At 64.8% G+C, this 14403-nt stretch carries 17 protein-coding genes; 10 read left to right on the top strand and 7 right to left on the bottom strand.

The annotated features are described in order from the left end of the window. Positions 1-89: 89 nt before the first annotated feature. The 5 genes from V6657_RS10540 to ftsB all read left to right on the top strand — a co-directional run bounded on the left by V6657_RS10540 (position 90) and on the right by ftsB (position 4777). Entirely contained in the window at positions 90-1766 is a 1677-nt protein-coding gene (locus tag V6657_RS10540) for a CTP synthase (protein WP_048934210.1), read from the top strand. Positions 1767-1787: 21 nt separating this feature from the next. Then, positions 1788-2642, top strand: a complete 855-nt coding sequence (gene kdsA / locus V6657_RS10535; protein ID WP_048934211.1) for a 3-deoxy-8-phosphooctulonate synthase — start codon at positions 1788-1790, stop codon at positions 2640-2642. Positions 2643-2723: 81 nt separating this feature from the next. Next, positions 2724-3014 (top strand): DUF1330 domain-containing protein, encoded by a 291-nt coding sequence (locus V6657_RS10530; RefSeq protein ID WP_048934212.1) that lies wholly within the window; start codon positions 2724-2726, stop codon positions 3012-3014. Positions 3015-3059: 45 nt separating this feature from the next. Beyond that, complete coding sequence (gene eno, locus V6657_RS10525) at positions 3060-4343, top strand: phosphopyruvate hydratase (protein ID WP_048934213.1); 1284 nt, start codon at positions 3060-3062, stop codon at positions 4341-4343. A gap of 98 nt (positions 4344-4441) precedes the next feature. Further along, positions 4442-4777, top strand: a complete 336-nt coding sequence (ftsB, locus tag V6657_RS10520; RefSeq protein WP_048934214.1) for a cell division protein FtsB — start codon at positions 4442-4444, stop codon at positions 4775-4777. 60 nt (positions 4778-4837) lie between these two features. Here ftsB and V6657_RS10515 read toward each other — a convergent pair whose 3' ends face one another. The 3 genes from V6657_RS10515 to V6657_RS10505 form a co-directional block, all read right to left on the bottom strand. Beyond that, a complete protein-coding gene (locus tag V6657_RS10515) occupies positions 4838-5248 on the bottom strand; it encodes a hypothetical protein (RefSeq protein WP_048934215.1) in 411 nt (136 codons plus the stop codon). A 104-nt stretch (positions 5249-5352) separates the two neighbouring features. After that, a complete protein-coding gene (locus tag V6657_RS10510) occupies positions 5353-6366 on the bottom strand; it encodes an Hsp33 family molecular chaperone HslO (RefSeq protein WP_048934216.1) in 1014 nt (337 codons plus the stop codon). Then, positions 6363-6890: a gamma carbonic anhydrase family protein gene (locus V6657_RS10505; protein WP_021194083.1), complete on the bottom strand. Its 528-nt coding sequence runs from the start codon at positions 6888-6890 to the stop codon at positions 6363-6365. The genes V6657_RS10510 and V6657_RS10505 overlap by 4 nt, the downstream gene beginning before the upstream one ends. A gap of 88 nt (positions 6891-6978) precedes the next feature. Here V6657_RS10505 and V6657_RS10500 point away from each other — a divergent pair, with 88 nt between their 5' ends. Together V6657_RS10500 and V6657_RS10495 are read left to right on the top strand one after the other, a co-directional pair. Next, positions 6979-7848 carry a ferritin-like domain-containing protein gene (locus tag V6657_RS10500; protein ID WP_048934217.1) on the top strand — a complete coding sequence of 290 codons (870 nt, stop codon included), beginning with the start codon at positions 6979-6981 and terminating at the stop codon, positions 7846-7848. 84 nt (positions 7849-7932) lie between these two features. After that, positions 7933-8850, top strand: coding sequence for an alpha/beta hydrolase (locus V6657_RS10495; RefSeq protein WP_048934321.1), 918 nt, complete (start codon positions 7933-7935; stop codon positions 8848-8850). Positions 8851-8862: 12 nt separating this feature from the next. On the opposite strand, the gene V6657_RS10490 is transcribed toward V6657_RS10495, so the two are convergent. The 4 genes from V6657_RS10490 to V6657_RS10475 are packed head-to-tail and all read right to left on the bottom strand — an operon-like array spanning position 8863 to position 11992. Continuing rightward, positions 8863-9252, bottom strand: coding sequence for a thiol-disulfide oxidoreductase DCC family protein (locus tag V6657_RS10490; RefSeq protein WP_048934218.1), 390 nt, complete (start codon positions 9250-9252; stop codon positions 8863-8865). Further along, on the bottom strand, positions 9249-9791 hold the full coding sequence (locus V6657_RS10485; protein WP_048934219.1) for a DUF4166 domain-containing protein: 543 nt from the start codon (positions 9789-9791) through the stop codon (positions 9249-9251). Before V6657_RS10485 ends, V6657_RS10490 begins: the two co-directional genes overlap by 4 nt. Further along, positions 9788-10912, bottom strand: a complete 1125-nt coding sequence (locus V6657_RS10480) for a saccharopine dehydrogenase NADP-binding domain-containing protein (protein WP_048934220.1) — start codon at positions 10910-10912, stop codon at positions 9788-9790. Before V6657_RS10480 ends, V6657_RS10485 begins: the two co-directional genes overlap by 4 nt. Beyond that, entirely contained in the window at positions 10913-11992 is a 1080-nt protein-coding gene (locus V6657_RS10475) for an NAD(P)/FAD-dependent oxidoreductase (RefSeq protein ID WP_048934322.1), read from the bottom strand. A gap of 160 nt (positions 11993-12152) precedes the next feature. Between V6657_RS10475 and V6657_RS10470 the strand changes: the two genes are divergently transcribed. From V6657_RS10470 to V6657_RS10460, 3 genes are all read left to right on the top strand, one after another. After that, the gene (locus V6657_RS10470) at positions 12153-13013 is read left to right on the top strand and encodes a 3',5'-nucleoside bisphosphate phosphatase (RefSeq protein ID WP_048934221.1); all 861 of its coding nucleotides are present in this window, start codon (positions 12153-12155) and stop codon (positions 13011-13013) included. A gap of 33 nt (positions 13014-13046) precedes the next feature. After that, complete coding sequence (locus tag V6657_RS10465; protein ID WP_048934222.1) at positions 13047-13670, top strand: L-threonylcarbamoyladenylate synthase; 624 nt, start codon at positions 13047-13049, stop codon at positions 13668-13670. Positions 13671-13735: 65 nt separating this feature from the next. Continuing rightward, a complete protein-coding gene (locus V6657_RS10460; protein ID WP_048934223.1) occupies positions 13736-14401 on the top strand; it encodes a site-2 protease family protein in 666 nt (221 codons plus the stop codon). Positions 14402-14403 lie beyond the last annotated feature (2 nt).

The following is a 14403-nucleotide window of genomic DNA, read 5'->3' as shown; positions in this document are numbered from 1 at the left end:
GAGGCTTCGCTCGGGCAAATTCCACCGTTCTGTCACGGATCGGGCAAGGCACCTTTGCTATAATCCGGCTTTCCCCGGCAAGCTAGGTCATGACCAAGTTCGTATTCGTTACCGGTGGCGTAGTGTCCTCACTCGGCAAGGGCATCGCCGCCGCCTCGCTCGCGGCCATTCTTGAGTCGCGCGGCCTCAAAGTCACCCTCCTCAAACTCGATCCCTACATCAACGTCGACCCGGGCACCATGAGCCCGCTGCAGCACGGCGAGGTGTTTGTGACGGAGGACGGCGCAGAAACCGACCTCGATCTTGGCCACTACGAGCGTTTCGTCTCGGCCAAGATGCGCAAGTCGAACAACTTCACCACCGGCCAGGTGTATGAGTCCGTGATCCGCAAGGAGCGTCGCGGCGAGTACCTTGGCAAGACGGTGCAAGTCATCCCGCACATCACCAACGAAATCCAGGCGTTCATCGAGCGCGGCGCTGCTGCCTCGCACGACGGCAAGGCTGACGTGGCGATCGTGGAAATCGGCGGTACGGTGGGCGATATTGAATCGCTGCCGTTCCTGGAAGCCGCGCGTCAGATGAGCCTGCGCCTGGGCCGCAACCAGGCTGCGTTCATTCACCTGACGCTGGTGCCGTTCATTGCCAGCGCCGGCGAGCTGAAGACCAAGCCGACCCAGCACTCGGTGCAGAAGCTGCGCGAGATTGGCGTGCAGCCGACCGCGCTGCTGTGCCGCGCCGACCGCCCGATCCCCGATGATGAGCGCGCGAAGATTTCCCTCTTCGCCAACATGCCGCAAGACGCGGTCATCTCGGTGTGGGACGTCGACACCATCTACAAGATCCCGCAGATGCTCAACGAGCAAGGGCTGGATCGCATCATCTGCGAAGAACTGCGCATCGACGCGCCGCCGGCGGACCTGTCGGTGTGGGCACACATGGTGCACACGCTGGAGAACCCGCAGCACGAGATCACCATCGGCATGGTCGGCAAGTATGTCGACCTGACCGAGTCGTACAAGTCGCTGATCGAGGCGCTGCGCCACGCCGGCCTGCATACCTCAACGCGCGTCAACATCGAGTACATCGACTCTGAAGAGCTGGAATCCGGCCACATGGATGTGCTCAAGTCGCTGGACGCGATCCTGGTGCCGGGCGGTTTCGGCAAGCGTGGCACGGAAGGCAAGATCCGCGCGATCCAGTACGCTCGCGAGAACGCCGTGCCATACCTGGGCATCTGCCTGGGGATGCAGCTGGCCGTGATCGAATTCGCCCGCCATCTGGCCGGCATGACCGACGCCAACAGCACGGAATTCAACGACGAGACCCAACACCCGGTGGTCGCGCTCATTACCGAATGGCTGGATCGCGACGGCGCGGTGGAAAAGCGCTCGGCCGATTCGGACATGGGCGGCACCATGCGCCTGGGTTCGCAGCGCGTACCGGTGCAGTCGGGCACCAAGGCAGCGACGATCTACGGCGCGGAAGTCAACGAGCGCCATCGTCACCGCTACGAAGTGAACAACCACTACGTGCCGCAGCTGGAAAAGGCCGGGATGATCATCTCGGCGCGCACGCCGTCGGAAAACCTGCCGGAAATGATGGAGTTGCCGGCGTCGATGCACCCGTGGTTCGTCGGCGTGCAGTTCCACCCGGAATTCACCTCGACGCCGCGTGACGGCCACCCGCTGTTCAAGGCCTACGTGGAAGCCGCGCTGGCGCATCACCAGCAGACCACCGCAGTTGTCCAAAAAAGCGCTGCCGCTTAAGCGCAGGCGCACGGGAACATCATGAAACTCTGCGATTTCGAAGTCGGCCTCGACAAACCGTTCTTCCTGATTGCCGGCACCTGCGTGATCGAATCCGAGCAGATGGCGATCGACACCGCCGGCACGCTCAAGGAAATCACGGGCGCCCTCGGCATTCCGTTCATCTACAAGTCGTCGTTCGACAAGGCGAACCGGTCGTCGGACGCCTCGTTCCGCGGCCTGGGCATGGAAGAAGGCCTGCGCATCCTGGCGGAGGTCCGCAAGCAGGTGGGCGTGCCGGTGTTGACCGACATCCACGAGATTGACGAGATCAAGCCGGTGGCCAGCGTTGTGGACGTGCTCCAGACGCCGGCGTTCCTGTGCCGCCAGACGGATTTCATCCGTGCCTGCGCGCAGAGCGGCAAGCCCGTCAACATCAAGAAGGGGCAGTTCCTCGCGCCGCACGACATGAAGAATGTCATCGACAAGGCGCGTCATGCGGCCCGCGATGCCGGTCTGCCGGAAGACAACTTCATGGCCTGCGAACGCGGTGCCTCGTTCGGCTACAACAACCTCGTGTCGGACATGCGCTCGCTGGCGATCATGCGCGAGACGGGCGCGCCGGTGGTGTTTGACGCCACGCACTCGGTGCAACTGCCGGGCGGCCAGGGCTCCACCTCGGGCGGTCAGCGCGAGTTCGTGCCGGTGCTGGCGCGTGCTGCCATCGCCACGGGCGTGTCGGGCGTGTTCATGGAAACGCACCCCGATCCTGCATGCGCAAAATCAGACGGTCCGAATGCCGTGCCGCTGCGCCGCATGAAAGACTTGCTGTCAGTACTGAAAGAACTGGATGCGCTCACCAAGCGCAACGGTTTCCTGGAAAATCAGTTCGACTGATTTTTTTGACGACCGGCGGCTCCACCAGCCGCCGCTGTCGTTTCCAATTCAGTTTTCGATTCAGCTTCCGGAGAGAGACACATGGCCGCTGGCTACATCCTCGCGTACGTGGACGTGACGGACCCCGTGCAATACGAGCAATACAAAGTGCTGTCGACCAAGGCCATGCAGGTCCATGGCGCAGAAGTCCTTGTGCGTGGCGGTAAGACCGAGCAACTCGAAGGTGAGTGGGCTCCCACCCGCATCGTCGTGCTCAAGTTCGCCAGCTACGACGCGGCCAAGTCGTTCTACGACAGCGAGGAATATCTGGCTGCACGCAATGCGCGCGCTAAGGCCGCCCACATGAACATGATCGTGGTCGAAGGCGTTTAAGCCCGTCCACCGCTGTACCTGTTTTAAAGACCAAGAGGGATTTTCATGAGTGCCATCGTAGATATCATCGGTCGCGAAGTGCTGGACTCGCGCGGCAACCCCACCGTCGAGTGCGACGTGCTGCTGGAATCGGGCGTGATGGGCCGCGCCGCGGTGCCGTCGGGCGCTTCCACCGGCTCGCGCGAAGCCATCGAACTGCGTGACGGCGACAAGTCGCGCTACCTGGGCAAGGGCGTGCTCAAGGCCGTCGAGCACATCAATACCGAAATCTCCGAGGCCATCATGGGCCTGGACGCATCGGAACAGGCCTTCCTGGACCGTACCCTGATCGACCTGGACGGCACAGAGAACAAGAGCCGCCTGGGCGCCAACGCCATGCTGGCCGTGTCGATGGCCGTGGCCAAGGCTGCCGCTGAAGAAGCTGGCCTGCCGCTGTACCGCTACTTCGGTGGTTCGGGCGCGATGCAGATGCCGGTGCCGATGATGAACATCGTCAACGGTGGCGCACACGCCAACAACAGCTTGGATATCCAGGAATTCATGGTGATGCCGGTTGGCCAGCCGAGCTTCCGCGAAGCCCTGCGCTGCGGCGCCGAGATTTTCCACGCGCTGAAGAAGATCCTGGCTGACAAGGGCATGAGCACGGCCGTGGGCGACGAAGGCGGTTTCGCACCGAACTTCGCCAGCAACGAAGAGTGCCTGAACACCATCCTGTCGGCCATCGAGCAGGCTGGCTACAAGGCCGGTGAAGATGTGCTGCTGGCGCTGGATTGCGCTGCTTCCGAGTTCTACAAGGACGGCAAGTACCACCTGGAAGGCGAAGGCCTGCAACTGTCGTCGGAAGACTTTGCCAACTACCTGGCAAACCTGGCCGACAAGTTCCCGATCGTGTCGATCGAAGACGGCATGCACGAGAGCGACTGGGCTGGCTGGAAGGCACTGACCGACAAGCTCGGCAAGAAGGTGCAGCTGGTGGGCGACGACCTGTTCGTCACCAACACCAAGATCCTGAAGGAAGGCATCGAGAAGGGCATCGCCAACTCGATCCTCATCAAGATCAACCAGATCGGTACGCTGACCGAGACGTTCGCCGCCATCGAGATGGCCAAGCGCGCCGGCTACACCGCCGTGATCTCGCACCGCTCGGGCGAAACCGAAGACAGCACGATCGCTGACATCGCCGTTGGCACGAACGCTGGCCAGATCAAAACGGGCTCGCTGTCGCGCTCGGACCGCATGGCAAAGTACAACCAGCTGCTGCGCATCGAAGAAGACCTCGGTGATATCGCCAGCTACCCGGGTAAGTCGGCGTTCTATAACCTGCGATAATCCTCCGCAGTTTCGCCTCGGATGACCGTGCGACCGCCGCTGTGGCGGTCGCGTGGTATTTGGGGCTGTGAGTTGTATCGCCGCCAACGCCTGTCTGTATGCGCCTGATTACGCTGTTCCTGCTGCTGTTGTTGCTTGCCATCCAATACCCGCTCTGGTTGGGTAAGGGCGGTTGGCTGCGCGTGTGGGATATGCAGAAGCAGGTGACTGCACAGAATCAGCGCAATACCGAGCTCAAACAGCGCAACGTCAAGCTCGAAGGCGAAGTGAGGGACCTGAAGGAAGGCACGGGCGCCATCGAAGAGCGCGCGCGCTATGAACTAGGGATGGTCAAGGACGACGAGGTTTTCGTGCAGTTCGTGGCGCCGGCGCCGAAGACCAGCGACACACCTCCGCCCCCGCCGCCTCCGGCAGGGCAGAAAACCCACCATTGAGCTCGCTTGGCGAACGCGCCATTCTGGCCACGCCCGCTTCTTCAGGTATCACTTCCTGATTTACCAGTAGTACGGATAGCCCCAGACGGGCGCGCCGTAACTGACACCCCAGCCTCCACGGTGGCGCCATCCACTGCCGTAATAGACCGAATAGCCGCCGTAGTACGGATACGGATAAGGGGCGTAGTAGGGCGTTGTCGCGTAGGCGCGCGCCTCGGCATCGCGCTTGACCGCCTGGTCGGATTCGCGCAGCGCCTTGGCATTCAAGTCATCCAGTCTCTTGCGGTCTTCCGCCGACAGCGCCGCAGGCGCAGGCGTTTGTGCGTCCGCTGGCAGGCGCGCGGTGTAGGGCGTGCCACCCGGGCCGCGTGGAACGGCAACGCATGCCGATGCCAGCAGCGCTGCCACCACGGGCAGCACGAGCGCGCCAGCGCGAGGCAGGTTCAACGACTGGGTGATGGGCTTGGACATGATGCGCTCCGCAGCAGGCGGCAGATGAGGGAACTGGCGACTTAGAGCGCGGGCGACACCGATAAGTGCCGCGCGCCACGCTTCTTCATACTATGTCGCCGTCCTCAATGGCGTTGGCCGGACGCACCTTGAACAGCCTGTGCAACGGTCTCCTGCGCGAAGAGTTGCGCACAATCGACAGCGTCGAAGCTGTAGTGCTGGCCGCAGAACTCGCAGTCGATCTCCACTTTGCCGCGCTCTTCCAAGATGCCGTCGATCTCGGGTTGGCCGAGCGTGCGCAGCATGGCGCCCACGCGCAGGCGCGAGCACGAGCAGCGGAAGTGCGGCGCCAGCGGCTCGAACATGCGGATGCCGGCAGCTTCCATCTCTTCCCAGTACAGGCGTTTGATGAGCGTGTCGATCGACTCTTCGAGCAGTTCTTCGCGGCGCAGCGTCTTGCCGAGCTGGCAGACGCGTTCCCACGTGTCGAGATCCTGCTCCTGCACATCCTTGTGCAGCGGCTGCCCGGTCTCACCTACCTGTGCGGGTTCGCGGTCTGGTCGGCCTTCCATGGTGCCGCCGTACGAGGGCAGGCGCTGCAGCAGCATGCCCGAGGCGACCTTGTTGTCGGCAGCCAGCCAGAGGCGCGTGTCGAGCTGCTCGGAGGCCTGCATGTACTGCTCAAGCACCTCGGTCATGCTGGAAAGCGGTCCGGTTTCGTCCGACAGCGGCACGATGCCCTGATAGGGCTGCTGGCCGGGCAGCTTGTCGTGCGGATCGAGCGTGATGGCGAAGCGGCCGCGGCCGTGCACGTTGACCATCGAGGCCAGCGTGGCGTCCTCGGCAATCTCGGCGCCTTCGGCAATCTTGGCGGTCGCGCGCATCGACAGGTCGGAGTTGCACTCCACCACCAGCATGCGCACCGGGCCATCGCCGTGCAGTTGCATGACCAGTGCACCGTTGAACTTCAGGTTGGCCGACAGCAGCGCGGCGGCAGCCATCATCTCGCCCAGCAGTGTGCTGACCGGGGCAGGGTAGCGGCGGCGGCGCAGGATTTCTTGCCAGGTGCCTTCCAGGCGCACCAGTTCACCGCGCACCGGCGCGGCGTCAAATACGAATTTCTTCAGCTCGTCAGTCATCCATCGATCCGTTTCAGTTGCTGCTTGTACATCGCCTGGCGCACCGCATACGTTTCAGTGTTCAGGTGCATCTTGGCGATGTCGTCTTCCGTCAGTTTGCGCACGGCCTTGGCGGGCGCGCCCAGGATCAGCGTGCCGTCTTCGAAGACCTTGCCTTCGGTGACGATCGCACCCGCGCCCACCAGGCAGTTCTTGCCGATCACCGCGCGATTGAGCACCACCGCCTGGATGCCGATCAGCGAGCCCTCGCCGATGGTGCAGCCGTGCAGCATGGCCTGGTGGCCGATCGTCACGCGGTCGCCGATGTTCAGCGGGCAGCCCGGGTCGGTATGCAGCACCGAGCCTTCCTGCACGTTGCTGGCCTCGCCCACGGTAATCGGCTCGTTATCACCACGGATGACGGCGCCGGGCCAGACGCTTGCGCGTGCCTTGAGCTCCACGCGGCCGATCACGGTCGCTTCGGGGGCCACGTAGGCGTTTTCGTCGATGGTCGGGGCAACGTCGCCGAGTTGGTAGAGGGCCATGCGATCGGTCTCCAGAATCTGTCTAGATGGGGAAATTGCGCGCGTCTTCAAGCCTGCCGGCGAGGCGGGCCCGACACGTCGAATTAAAATGGCGGAAAGCCCGAATTGTACGCTGATGAACCTTTCTCAGTCCCCCGCCCAGTCGCCTGCAGACAGCCTGCGCCACGCCGCCCTGGCCGCGTTGTGCCTCACCGATCCCGCCAGCAAAGTGGACGCCACCTTGCGCCTTGGCGAGCGCGCGCAACATGCCGATGCCGCCACCTGGGGCGCCGACGAGGTGATTGCTGCGCCAGCCACGGGTATCCCTGGCCGGCCTGATGCGCCGGTTCTTGTGCCGCCCGCCAATGTGCCGCGCCGCCGTGCGATCGATACGCCGCGTGGACGCGCTGCGTTGCTGCATGCGCTGGCGCACATCGAATTCAACGCCATCAACCTCGCGCTCGACGCCGTGTGGCGCTTTGCCGGCATGCCGGTCGCTTTTTACCAGGACTGGATGCGCGTCGCAGCCGAGGAGGCGACACATTTCTCGCTGCTGTCGGCGCATCTGGCCACGCTCGATTGTCGGTATGGCGATCACCCCGCCCACGACGGCCTGTGGCAGATGACCGAAAAGACCGCCGCCGACCCGCTCGCGCGCATGGCGCTGGTGCCGCGTACGCTGGAGGCGCGCGGGCTCGATGCATCGCCGCCCATCCGCGCCAAGCTGGCGCAGGCGGGTGACATGGCGGCCGCCGGCATCCTCGACATCATTCTGCGCGACGAGATCGGCCACGTGGCCGTGGGCAACCGCTGGTATCGCTACCTGTGCGAGCGCGCGGGGCTCGATCCGCTGCCGACGTATCGCAAGCTGGCCGAGCAGTACGGCGCACCCCGCCTGCGCGGGCCGTTCAACCTCGATGCGCGCCGCCAGGCCGGTTTCGACGATGATGAGATCGCCGCGCTGGAAGCCTCGTTCTAAGCGGCACGCGGTCGGGCAGTCATCGCTATAATCATCGGAAAAAGAACGATCGTTCGATTATTTGCTGATTCGATGACGGAAACCATGACCTCGACCACGCCGCCGGCCACACGCCAAGCCTCCCGCTCGACTTACCTGGATGTACGCGGCCTGCGCTATCACGTGCGCGAATGGGGTGAGCCGGGCGCGCCCATCCTGTTCCTGTTCCACGGCTGGATGGATGTCTCAGCGTCGTTCCAGTTTCTGGTGGATGCGCTGCGCGAGCGCTGGCACATCGTGGCGCCGGATTGGCGTGGCTACGGCGAGTCCGCCCGGCCCACGGATGGTCCCGGCGTCGAGTGCTACTGGTTTGCCGACTACCTGGCCGATCTGGAAGCCATCGTCGATCACTACCAGCCGGAGGGGCAGGTGACGCTGGTCGGCCACAGCCTGGGCGCCAACGTAGTGTGCCTGTACGCGGGCATCCGGCCCGAGCGCGTGCGCCGCGTGGTCGATCTGGAGGGCTTCGGCATGACGGCCTCCAAGGCTTCGCAGGCACCGCGCCGCTATGCGCGCTGGCTGGATGAACTCAAGGACAAGCCGCGCCTGAACACCTACGCCACCGTCGAGGACGTTGCCGCGCGCCTGCAGAAGACCAACCCGCGCCTGCCGGCCGACAAGGCCGCATTTCTCGCGCAGCACTGGTCGCATCAAGGCGCCGACGGCCGCTGGGAAATCCTGGGCGATCCTGCACACAAGATCATCAACCCGCAGCTCTATCGCCTGGACGAGGTGATGGAAGTCTGGCGCCGCGTGACCGCGCCTGTGCTGCACGTGGAGGCCGTCGACTCACCCACGCTCAAGGCAATTGCGGGCGAGATGCCGTTGCCTGAGTTCAAGAAGCGCTTTGCGGCGTTTCCCGATTTCCGCGAGGTCTTGATTGCCGATGCGGGTCACATGCTGCATCACGATCAGCCGGAACAGGTGGCCATGTTGATCGAGGAGTTCTGCCGGCACGCCTGACCGGCGCCGGCCTCAGTCGAGAAAGCGCTGTGCTGTGCCGGGTGGCGGCAGGATGCAAGCATCCGAACGTCCGAACCACTGGTAACGGTTGCGCGCGACGCAGCGGTAGAGTGCGTCGCGCAGCGGCACCGGGACCAACCAGCCGACCCACGCCAGCCGCCACGGCCAGCCGAGCACATGCAGGATCCGCAGCACGGCGGCACTTTCGCACCACGCATGGCCGTTGCGTACGAAGAGCACCGTATCAACATCGTCCGGATCGACGCCTGCCTGCGCGAGCAGTTGCCGCCCGGTTGTGCCTTGCATCGATGCAAAGCGCAGCACGCCCTGTCGATCGTGTTTCAGCAGGAATTGCGTGAAGCCGCTGCACAGCAGGCAGTGCGCGTCATAGACGACGATCATGCGGGCTCCGTCGTCGTCAGATCGAGATAGCCACGGTACGCAGCAACCACGCCGAGCAACGGCACGCTGGCGCGTACGTTGAAGTGGAAGCGATCACCGTCGCCGGTTTCTTCGGCCACGACGGCGGGCCGCAGCCATGCAGGGCAGGGGATGCCGAGGAAGCGCAACCCTTCCAGGCGCATCCGCAGCATGCCGTGCTCCGCTTCCAGCGCAAAGAACAGGCGGACTGCGCCGAGCCGCTCCATGATGCGCCCCTGATGCAGCGACAGCGTCGAGCGCATTGTCTGGCGCGGGAAATGGCGCGTCCAGGTTTCCTCGGTGGCGGTGGCGTCGAGTGTGAAGCGGATCGGGCCGCGCGTCGGCGTACGTGGTGTGCGAATGCACCAGGCGAGCCAGCGTGCCACGCGGGTCGCGGGCGGTTCGGTTTCGACCTCACCGCGCAACGCCACCAGCCCGGCCATTCGGTGAAATGTCTGCACGGCGGGTGCCAGTTGCGCGTACTGCGCGCCGAGCACCGTTTCGTAGAGCGAGGTCGTCATGCCTGCGCCTCTTGCATCGTGATCGCCAGGCCGTCGGTTTCGCGAGCAAAGTCGTCGAGCGTCAGCAGCCCGACGCACGGCATCGCTCCGCGCTGTGGCAGCGCGCCTTCTAGGAACCGGCGGACCAGCGCCGCGGCGGCGAGCGTTGGCACGTAAGGGCCATCGCCGCGAATGGCGAGCAAGTGCCACAGGCGCGAGCGCAAGGTGCCTTCGGCATCCAGACCTTCGACACGCAGATGCATGCCGCCCACGTCTGAGCCCCAGTGCAGGAACCAGTCGGACGCGGCTTTCAGCAAGCGTGTGTGTCGCGACCAATCTTTGACGATGCCGGCCCGCACGAGTGCGGCCATCACGTTCATGCCGCGATGGAGGAAACGCAGCTCCAGCCCGGCACCAAAGCGAACCTGCGGTGTGCCCGCATACCGCTGCGGAAACAGCGCCAGGTCCGGCACATCGCACGGCGACATCAGCCGCTCGCCCACCGGCGCAGGATAGATATGGCGCCACGTGCTGCTCCAGCCGAAGACCGGCTCGCCCGTAGACGGCAGCGGCTTGCCGCAATACGTCAGGATTGCCTGGATGGTCGACAGTCCACGCTCGGTGCGATTGCCCGGGCTGATGCCGATGTCGATGGAGCGCACCGACGCCATGTCGCGCGTCAAGTGATCAACCGCCGCGCCGGACAGCGCCGGTACCGAGCTGGCGCCGCTGACAACGAGTACGCCAGCCTGTGTGGCGGCGCCGTTCAGCGTCGTGATGTCCTGTACGAAGGTACGGCCGTCGGCCAGGTCGATGTAGTGCACGCCGGCAGCGATGCACGAGCGCGCCACGTGGTAGTCCTGTCCTTGAAACGGCCCACCCGTGTGGATCAACAGGTCGGGCGACAGGGCCAGTAGATGTTGATCGAAGTCGGACGCATGGATGTCAACGGCCGCAGCGCGCAGTGCGGCGCGCGCCTTTGGCTGCAACGCATCGGCCAGGGCCTGTGCCTGCGCCAATGACCGCCCCGCAATCGTCACCGTCAGCGACGCGTGGACGGACAGGCGCTCGACCAGCCGCCGCCCGAAAAAGCCGTAGCCGCCAATGACAACGACGTGCGCTGCTCGCAGGGGCGCGGTCATTCAACCCGCCGTCACATGCAGCTTGGTCTGCAGCCCTGCGTCATTGCTCGAATGCGTGTGCACCAGCGCCTTGTCGGGATTCGCATAGCGGTACGCGCGGCGCAGCGCCATCGCCACCTCGTGGAAGCCCGAGAGGATCAGCTTCTGCTTGTTCGGATACAGCGCGATATCGCCCGCGGCAAAGATGCCGGGGCGTGAGGTTTCATACGCGGTGGGTTCCACTGCAATGCGGCCGGCGCGCATTTCCACGCCCCAGTTGGCGATCGGACCAGGTTCGGAAACCAGTCCATACAGCGCGATCACTTCATCGCAGGGCAGGGTGACTTCGCCCTCTCGCCCGCGGACCGCGACGCCGGTGAGCGTGCCATCTGCCGTGCTGTCCAGCCGCGAGAGCATGCCGAGCACGAAGTCCATTTCGCCAGCGGCAACGGCGGCGCGCATCTCGGCAACGGAGGCATCAGCGGCGCGGAAGCCCTCACGCCGGTGCACGAGCGTGACGCGCGCAGCGGTCTTGCGCAGTGCCAGCGCCCAGTCGAGCGCGGAATCCCCGCCGCCGGCAATCACGACCCGCTTGCCGGCGAAGCGCGCGGTGTCGCGCACGGCGTAGTGCACGTGGCGGCCTTCGAGTGCGGCGGCTTCGGGCAGGGACACGCGTTGTGGGGCAAAGGCGCCATTGCCAGCCGTGATGAGCACGGCTGCACAGTCGAACACGTCGCCGGCACTGGTGGTGACGCGGAATCGCTGGCCGTGCTCGCCTTCGATGGTCTCCACGGTTTCAGCGCGCCGGCCACACAGGATGGGATAGCCGAACGGCGCGCACTGGGCCAGCAGACGGTCGACGAGTTCCTGCGCGGTGCACGACACCAGCGCAGGGATGTCGTAGATCGGTTTTTCCGGATACAGCTCGGTGCACTGGCCGCCTGGGCGGTCCAGCGCATCCACCAGCACGCACGACAGCCCCAGCACACCTGCCTGGAACGCCGCGAACAGGCCAACCGGCCCGGCGCCCACCACGAGCACGTCGACGCGCTGTTCGATCGGCTGAGCGGAAGTGGCGGGGAGGATGGCTGGGCTGGTCATGGCAAAGCGAAGAGAGCGAAACAATGCGGGCACTATAGCGTGCGGCGGGCGCTGCTCCGTCAACACCGCCACGGGCAGTCGGGTCTTCCCGGTTTTTTCCGATCGGCGCTGGGTGGTGCGGGCGGCCCCCGATTCCGCGTCGCAGCAGTAAAATGACGGAATGCCAAACATTTCCACCGCCTCCGCCCGCAACGCTGATCTGCACTGTCATTCCACCGTGTCGGATGGCCTGCTGGCGCCACAAGACGTGGCTGCGCGCGCCGCTGCGCATGGCGTGACGCTGTGGGCGCTGACCGACCACGATGAAGTGGCGGGGCAGGCAGCCGCACGCGAGGCGGCCACGTCGCTTGGCATGGCGTATCTGTCGGGTGTGGAGATTTCCGTCACCTGGGCAGGGCGCACACTGCACATCGTTGGTTTGGGCATCGACCCGGACAACGCTGAACTGGTGCAGGGGCTGGCGCGCACGCGTTCGGGCCGCTGCGCCCGTGCGGAAGACATGAGCGAAGCGCTCGCCAAGCTGGGCATCGAAGGCGCCTATGAGGGCGCGCTGGGCTACGCCGGCAACCCGGACATGATCTCGCGCACCCACTTCGCCCGCTTCCTGGTCGAGCACGGCCATTGCCGCGACATTCAGGAGGTGTTCAGTCGCTACCTGGGCGAAGGCAAACCGGGCTACGTGCCGCACCGCTGGTCACGCCTGACTGAGGCGATCGGGTGGATCAAGGGCGCCGGCGGCGTCGCGGTGATGGCGCATCCGGGCCGCTACACGCTCTCGCTGGTTGAGCACAGCGCGCTGTTCGACGAATTCAAGGACCTGGGCGGCGAGGGCGTCGAAGTCATCACCGGCAGCCACACGCCCGATCAATACGCGCTCTACGCCGACGTGGCGCGCCGCTACGGCCTGCTGGCCTCGCGCGGCTCGGATTTCCATGGCCCCGGCGAAGGCCGCATCGAACTGGGCGAGTTGCCGCCATTACCCGACAACCTGACGCCGGTGTGGAGCCGGTGGATGTCTTAACTCCACCGTCTATCCAACCTACCCGCGCCCCGCATGTCCCAGTTCTTCCAGATTCACCCGACCACGCCGCAAGGGCGCCTGATTCGCCAAGCAGCGGAAATCATCCGCGCCGGCGGCCTGGTCGCACTGCCCACCGATTCCTGTTACGCACTGGCCTGTCATCTGGACGACAAGTCGGCCGTCGAACGCCTGCGCCGCGTGCGCGGCATCGACGAGAAGCAGCACCTCGCGCTGATGTGCCGGGATCTTTCTGAGCTGGCCATATTTGCACGCGTCGACAACAAGCAGTACCGCGTGGTGAAAGCGGCCACGCCGGGTCCGTTCGTGTTTCTGCTCGAAGCGACCAAGGAGGTGCCGCGCAGGCTCTCTCACCCGTCGCGCAAGACCATCGGCCTGCGCGTGCCGGAGCACGCGATCCCCCTGGCGCTGATGGCCGAGCTGGGCGAGCCGCTGCTCACCTCCACGCTGCAACTGCCCGGCGACGACGCGCCGCTGAACGAAGCCGAGACCATCCGCGAGCGGCTGGAAAAGCAGCTGGAACTCGTCATCGACGGCGGCCCGGCCCCGGCCGAACCCACCACCGTTATCGACCTGACCAGCGGTAAGGCGGAACTGGTGCGCCTCGGGCGTGGCGATCCGGCCCGCGTCGGCCTGTAGGCAAGTGCCGATGCGGTATGTGCGGCCGGCGTGCCGCCGCGCGTGCTTGCTACAATAGCCCGCCTATGGACCCCACACTGATCCAGAACATCGCGGTTTACGCGATCCCCGTCCTGTTTGCCATCACGCTGCATGAGGCGGCGCACGGCTATGTCGCCAAGCATTTTGGCGACGACACGGCCTATGTCATGGGCCGCATCAGTATCAATCCGCTGCGGCACATTGATCCGATCGGCACAATTGCGATGCCGCTGCTGCTGTATTTCGCCACCAAGGGTGCGTTCGTGTTCGGCTATGCCAAGCCGGTGCCGGTGCGCTTCGGCCGCCTGCGCGATCCGCGCTGGCATGGTATGTGGGTGGCGCTGGCCGGACCGGCCTGCAACTTTGTCCAGGCGATCGTCTGGGGTGTACTGGCAGTGCTGTTTGCCGTGGGCGGCGTGAACGAGCCATTCCTGATCGGCATGGCGCGCGCGGGCATTCTGGTCAATATGGTGATGGCGGCGTTCAACATGTTTCCGCTGCCGCCGCTCGACGGCGGGCGCGTGCTGGCGGCGCTGCTGCCGCCTCGGATGGCGCTGGGCCTGTCACGCATTGAGCCGTTCGGTTTCTTTATCGTGATGGCACTGATCATTTCCAACGTCATCACCAATGTCTGGATGCGCCCGATCATGGCGCTGCTGTTTCAACTGCTGCAGTGGATTCTGAGTCCGCTGCAGATGTTGTTTTCCTGAGT

It is taken from the genome of Ralstonia sp. RRA, assembly GCF_037023145.1.
Classification (GTDB): Bacteria; Pseudomonadota; Gammaproteobacteria; order Burkholderiales; family Burkholderiaceae; genus Ralstonia.
This window is presented reverse-complemented; position numbering and strand designations above follow the sequence as displayed.

Bases quoted from the DNA above. Each gene is read 5' to 3' on its own strand.
- V6657_RS10540 (WP_048934210.1), top strand. From the start codon at position 90: ATGACCAAGTTCGTATTCGTTACCGGTGGCGTAGTGTCCTCACTCGGC.
- kdsA (WP_048934211.1), top strand. From the start codon at position 1,788: ATGAAACTCTGCGATTTCGAAGTCGGCCTCGACAAACCGTTCTTCCTG.
- V6657_RS10530 (WP_048934212.1), top strand. From the start codon at position 2,724: ATGGCCGCTGGCTACATCCTCGCGTACGTGGACGTGACGGACCCCGTG.
- eno (WP_048934213.1), top strand. From the start codon at position 3,060: ATGAGTGCCATCGTAGATATCATCGGTCGCGAAGTGCTGGACTCGCGC.
- ftsB (WP_048934214.1), top strand. From the start codon at position 4,442: ATGCGCCTGATTACGCTGTTCCTGCTGCTGTTGTTGCTTGCCATCCAA.
- V6657_RS10515 (WP_048934215.1), bottom strand. From the start codon at position 5,248: ATGTCCAAGCCCATCACCCAGTCGTTGAACCTGCCTCGCGCTGGCGCG.
- V6657_RS10510 (WP_048934216.1), bottom strand. From the start codon at position 6,366: ATGACTGACGAGCTGAAGAAATTCGTATTTGACGCCGCGCCGGTGCGC.
- V6657_RS10505 (WP_021194083.1), bottom strand. From the start codon at position 6,890: ATGGCCCTCTACCAACTCGGCGACGTTGCCCCGACCATCGACGAAAAC.
- V6657_RS10500 (WP_048934217.1), top strand. From the start codon at position 6,979: ATGGCGGAAAGCCCGAATTGTACGCTGATGAACCTTTCTCAGTCCCCC.
- V6657_RS10495 (WP_048934321.1), top strand. From the start codon at position 7,933: ATGACCTCGACCACGCCGCCGGCCACACGCCAAGCCTCCCGCTCGACT.
- V6657_RS10490 (WP_048934218.1), bottom strand. From the start codon at position 9,252: ATGATCGTCGTCTATGACGCGCACTGCCTGCTGTGCAGCGGCTTCACG.
- V6657_RS10485 (WP_048934219.1), bottom strand. From the start codon at position 9,791: ATGACGACCTCGCTCTACGAAACGGTGCTCGGCGCGCAGTACGCGCAA.
- V6657_RS10480 (WP_048934220.1), bottom strand. From the start codon at position 10,912: ATGACCGCGCCCCTGCGAGCAGCGCACGTCGTTGTCATTGGCGGCTAC.
- V6657_RS10475 (WP_048934322.1), bottom strand. From the start codon at position 11,992: ATGACCAGCCCAGCCATCCTCCCCGCCACTTCCGCTCAGCCGATCGAA.
- V6657_RS10470 (WP_048934221.1), top strand. From the start codon at position 12,153: ATGCCAAACATTTCCACCGCCTCCGCCCGCAACGCTGATCTGCACTGT.
- V6657_RS10465 (WP_048934222.1), top strand. From the start codon at position 13,047: ATGTCCCAGTTCTTCCAGATTCACCCGACCACGCCGCAAGGGCGCCTG.
- V6657_RS10460 (WP_048934223.1), top strand. From the start codon at position 13,736: ATGGACCCCACACTGATCCAGAACATCGCGGTTTACGCGATCCCCGTC.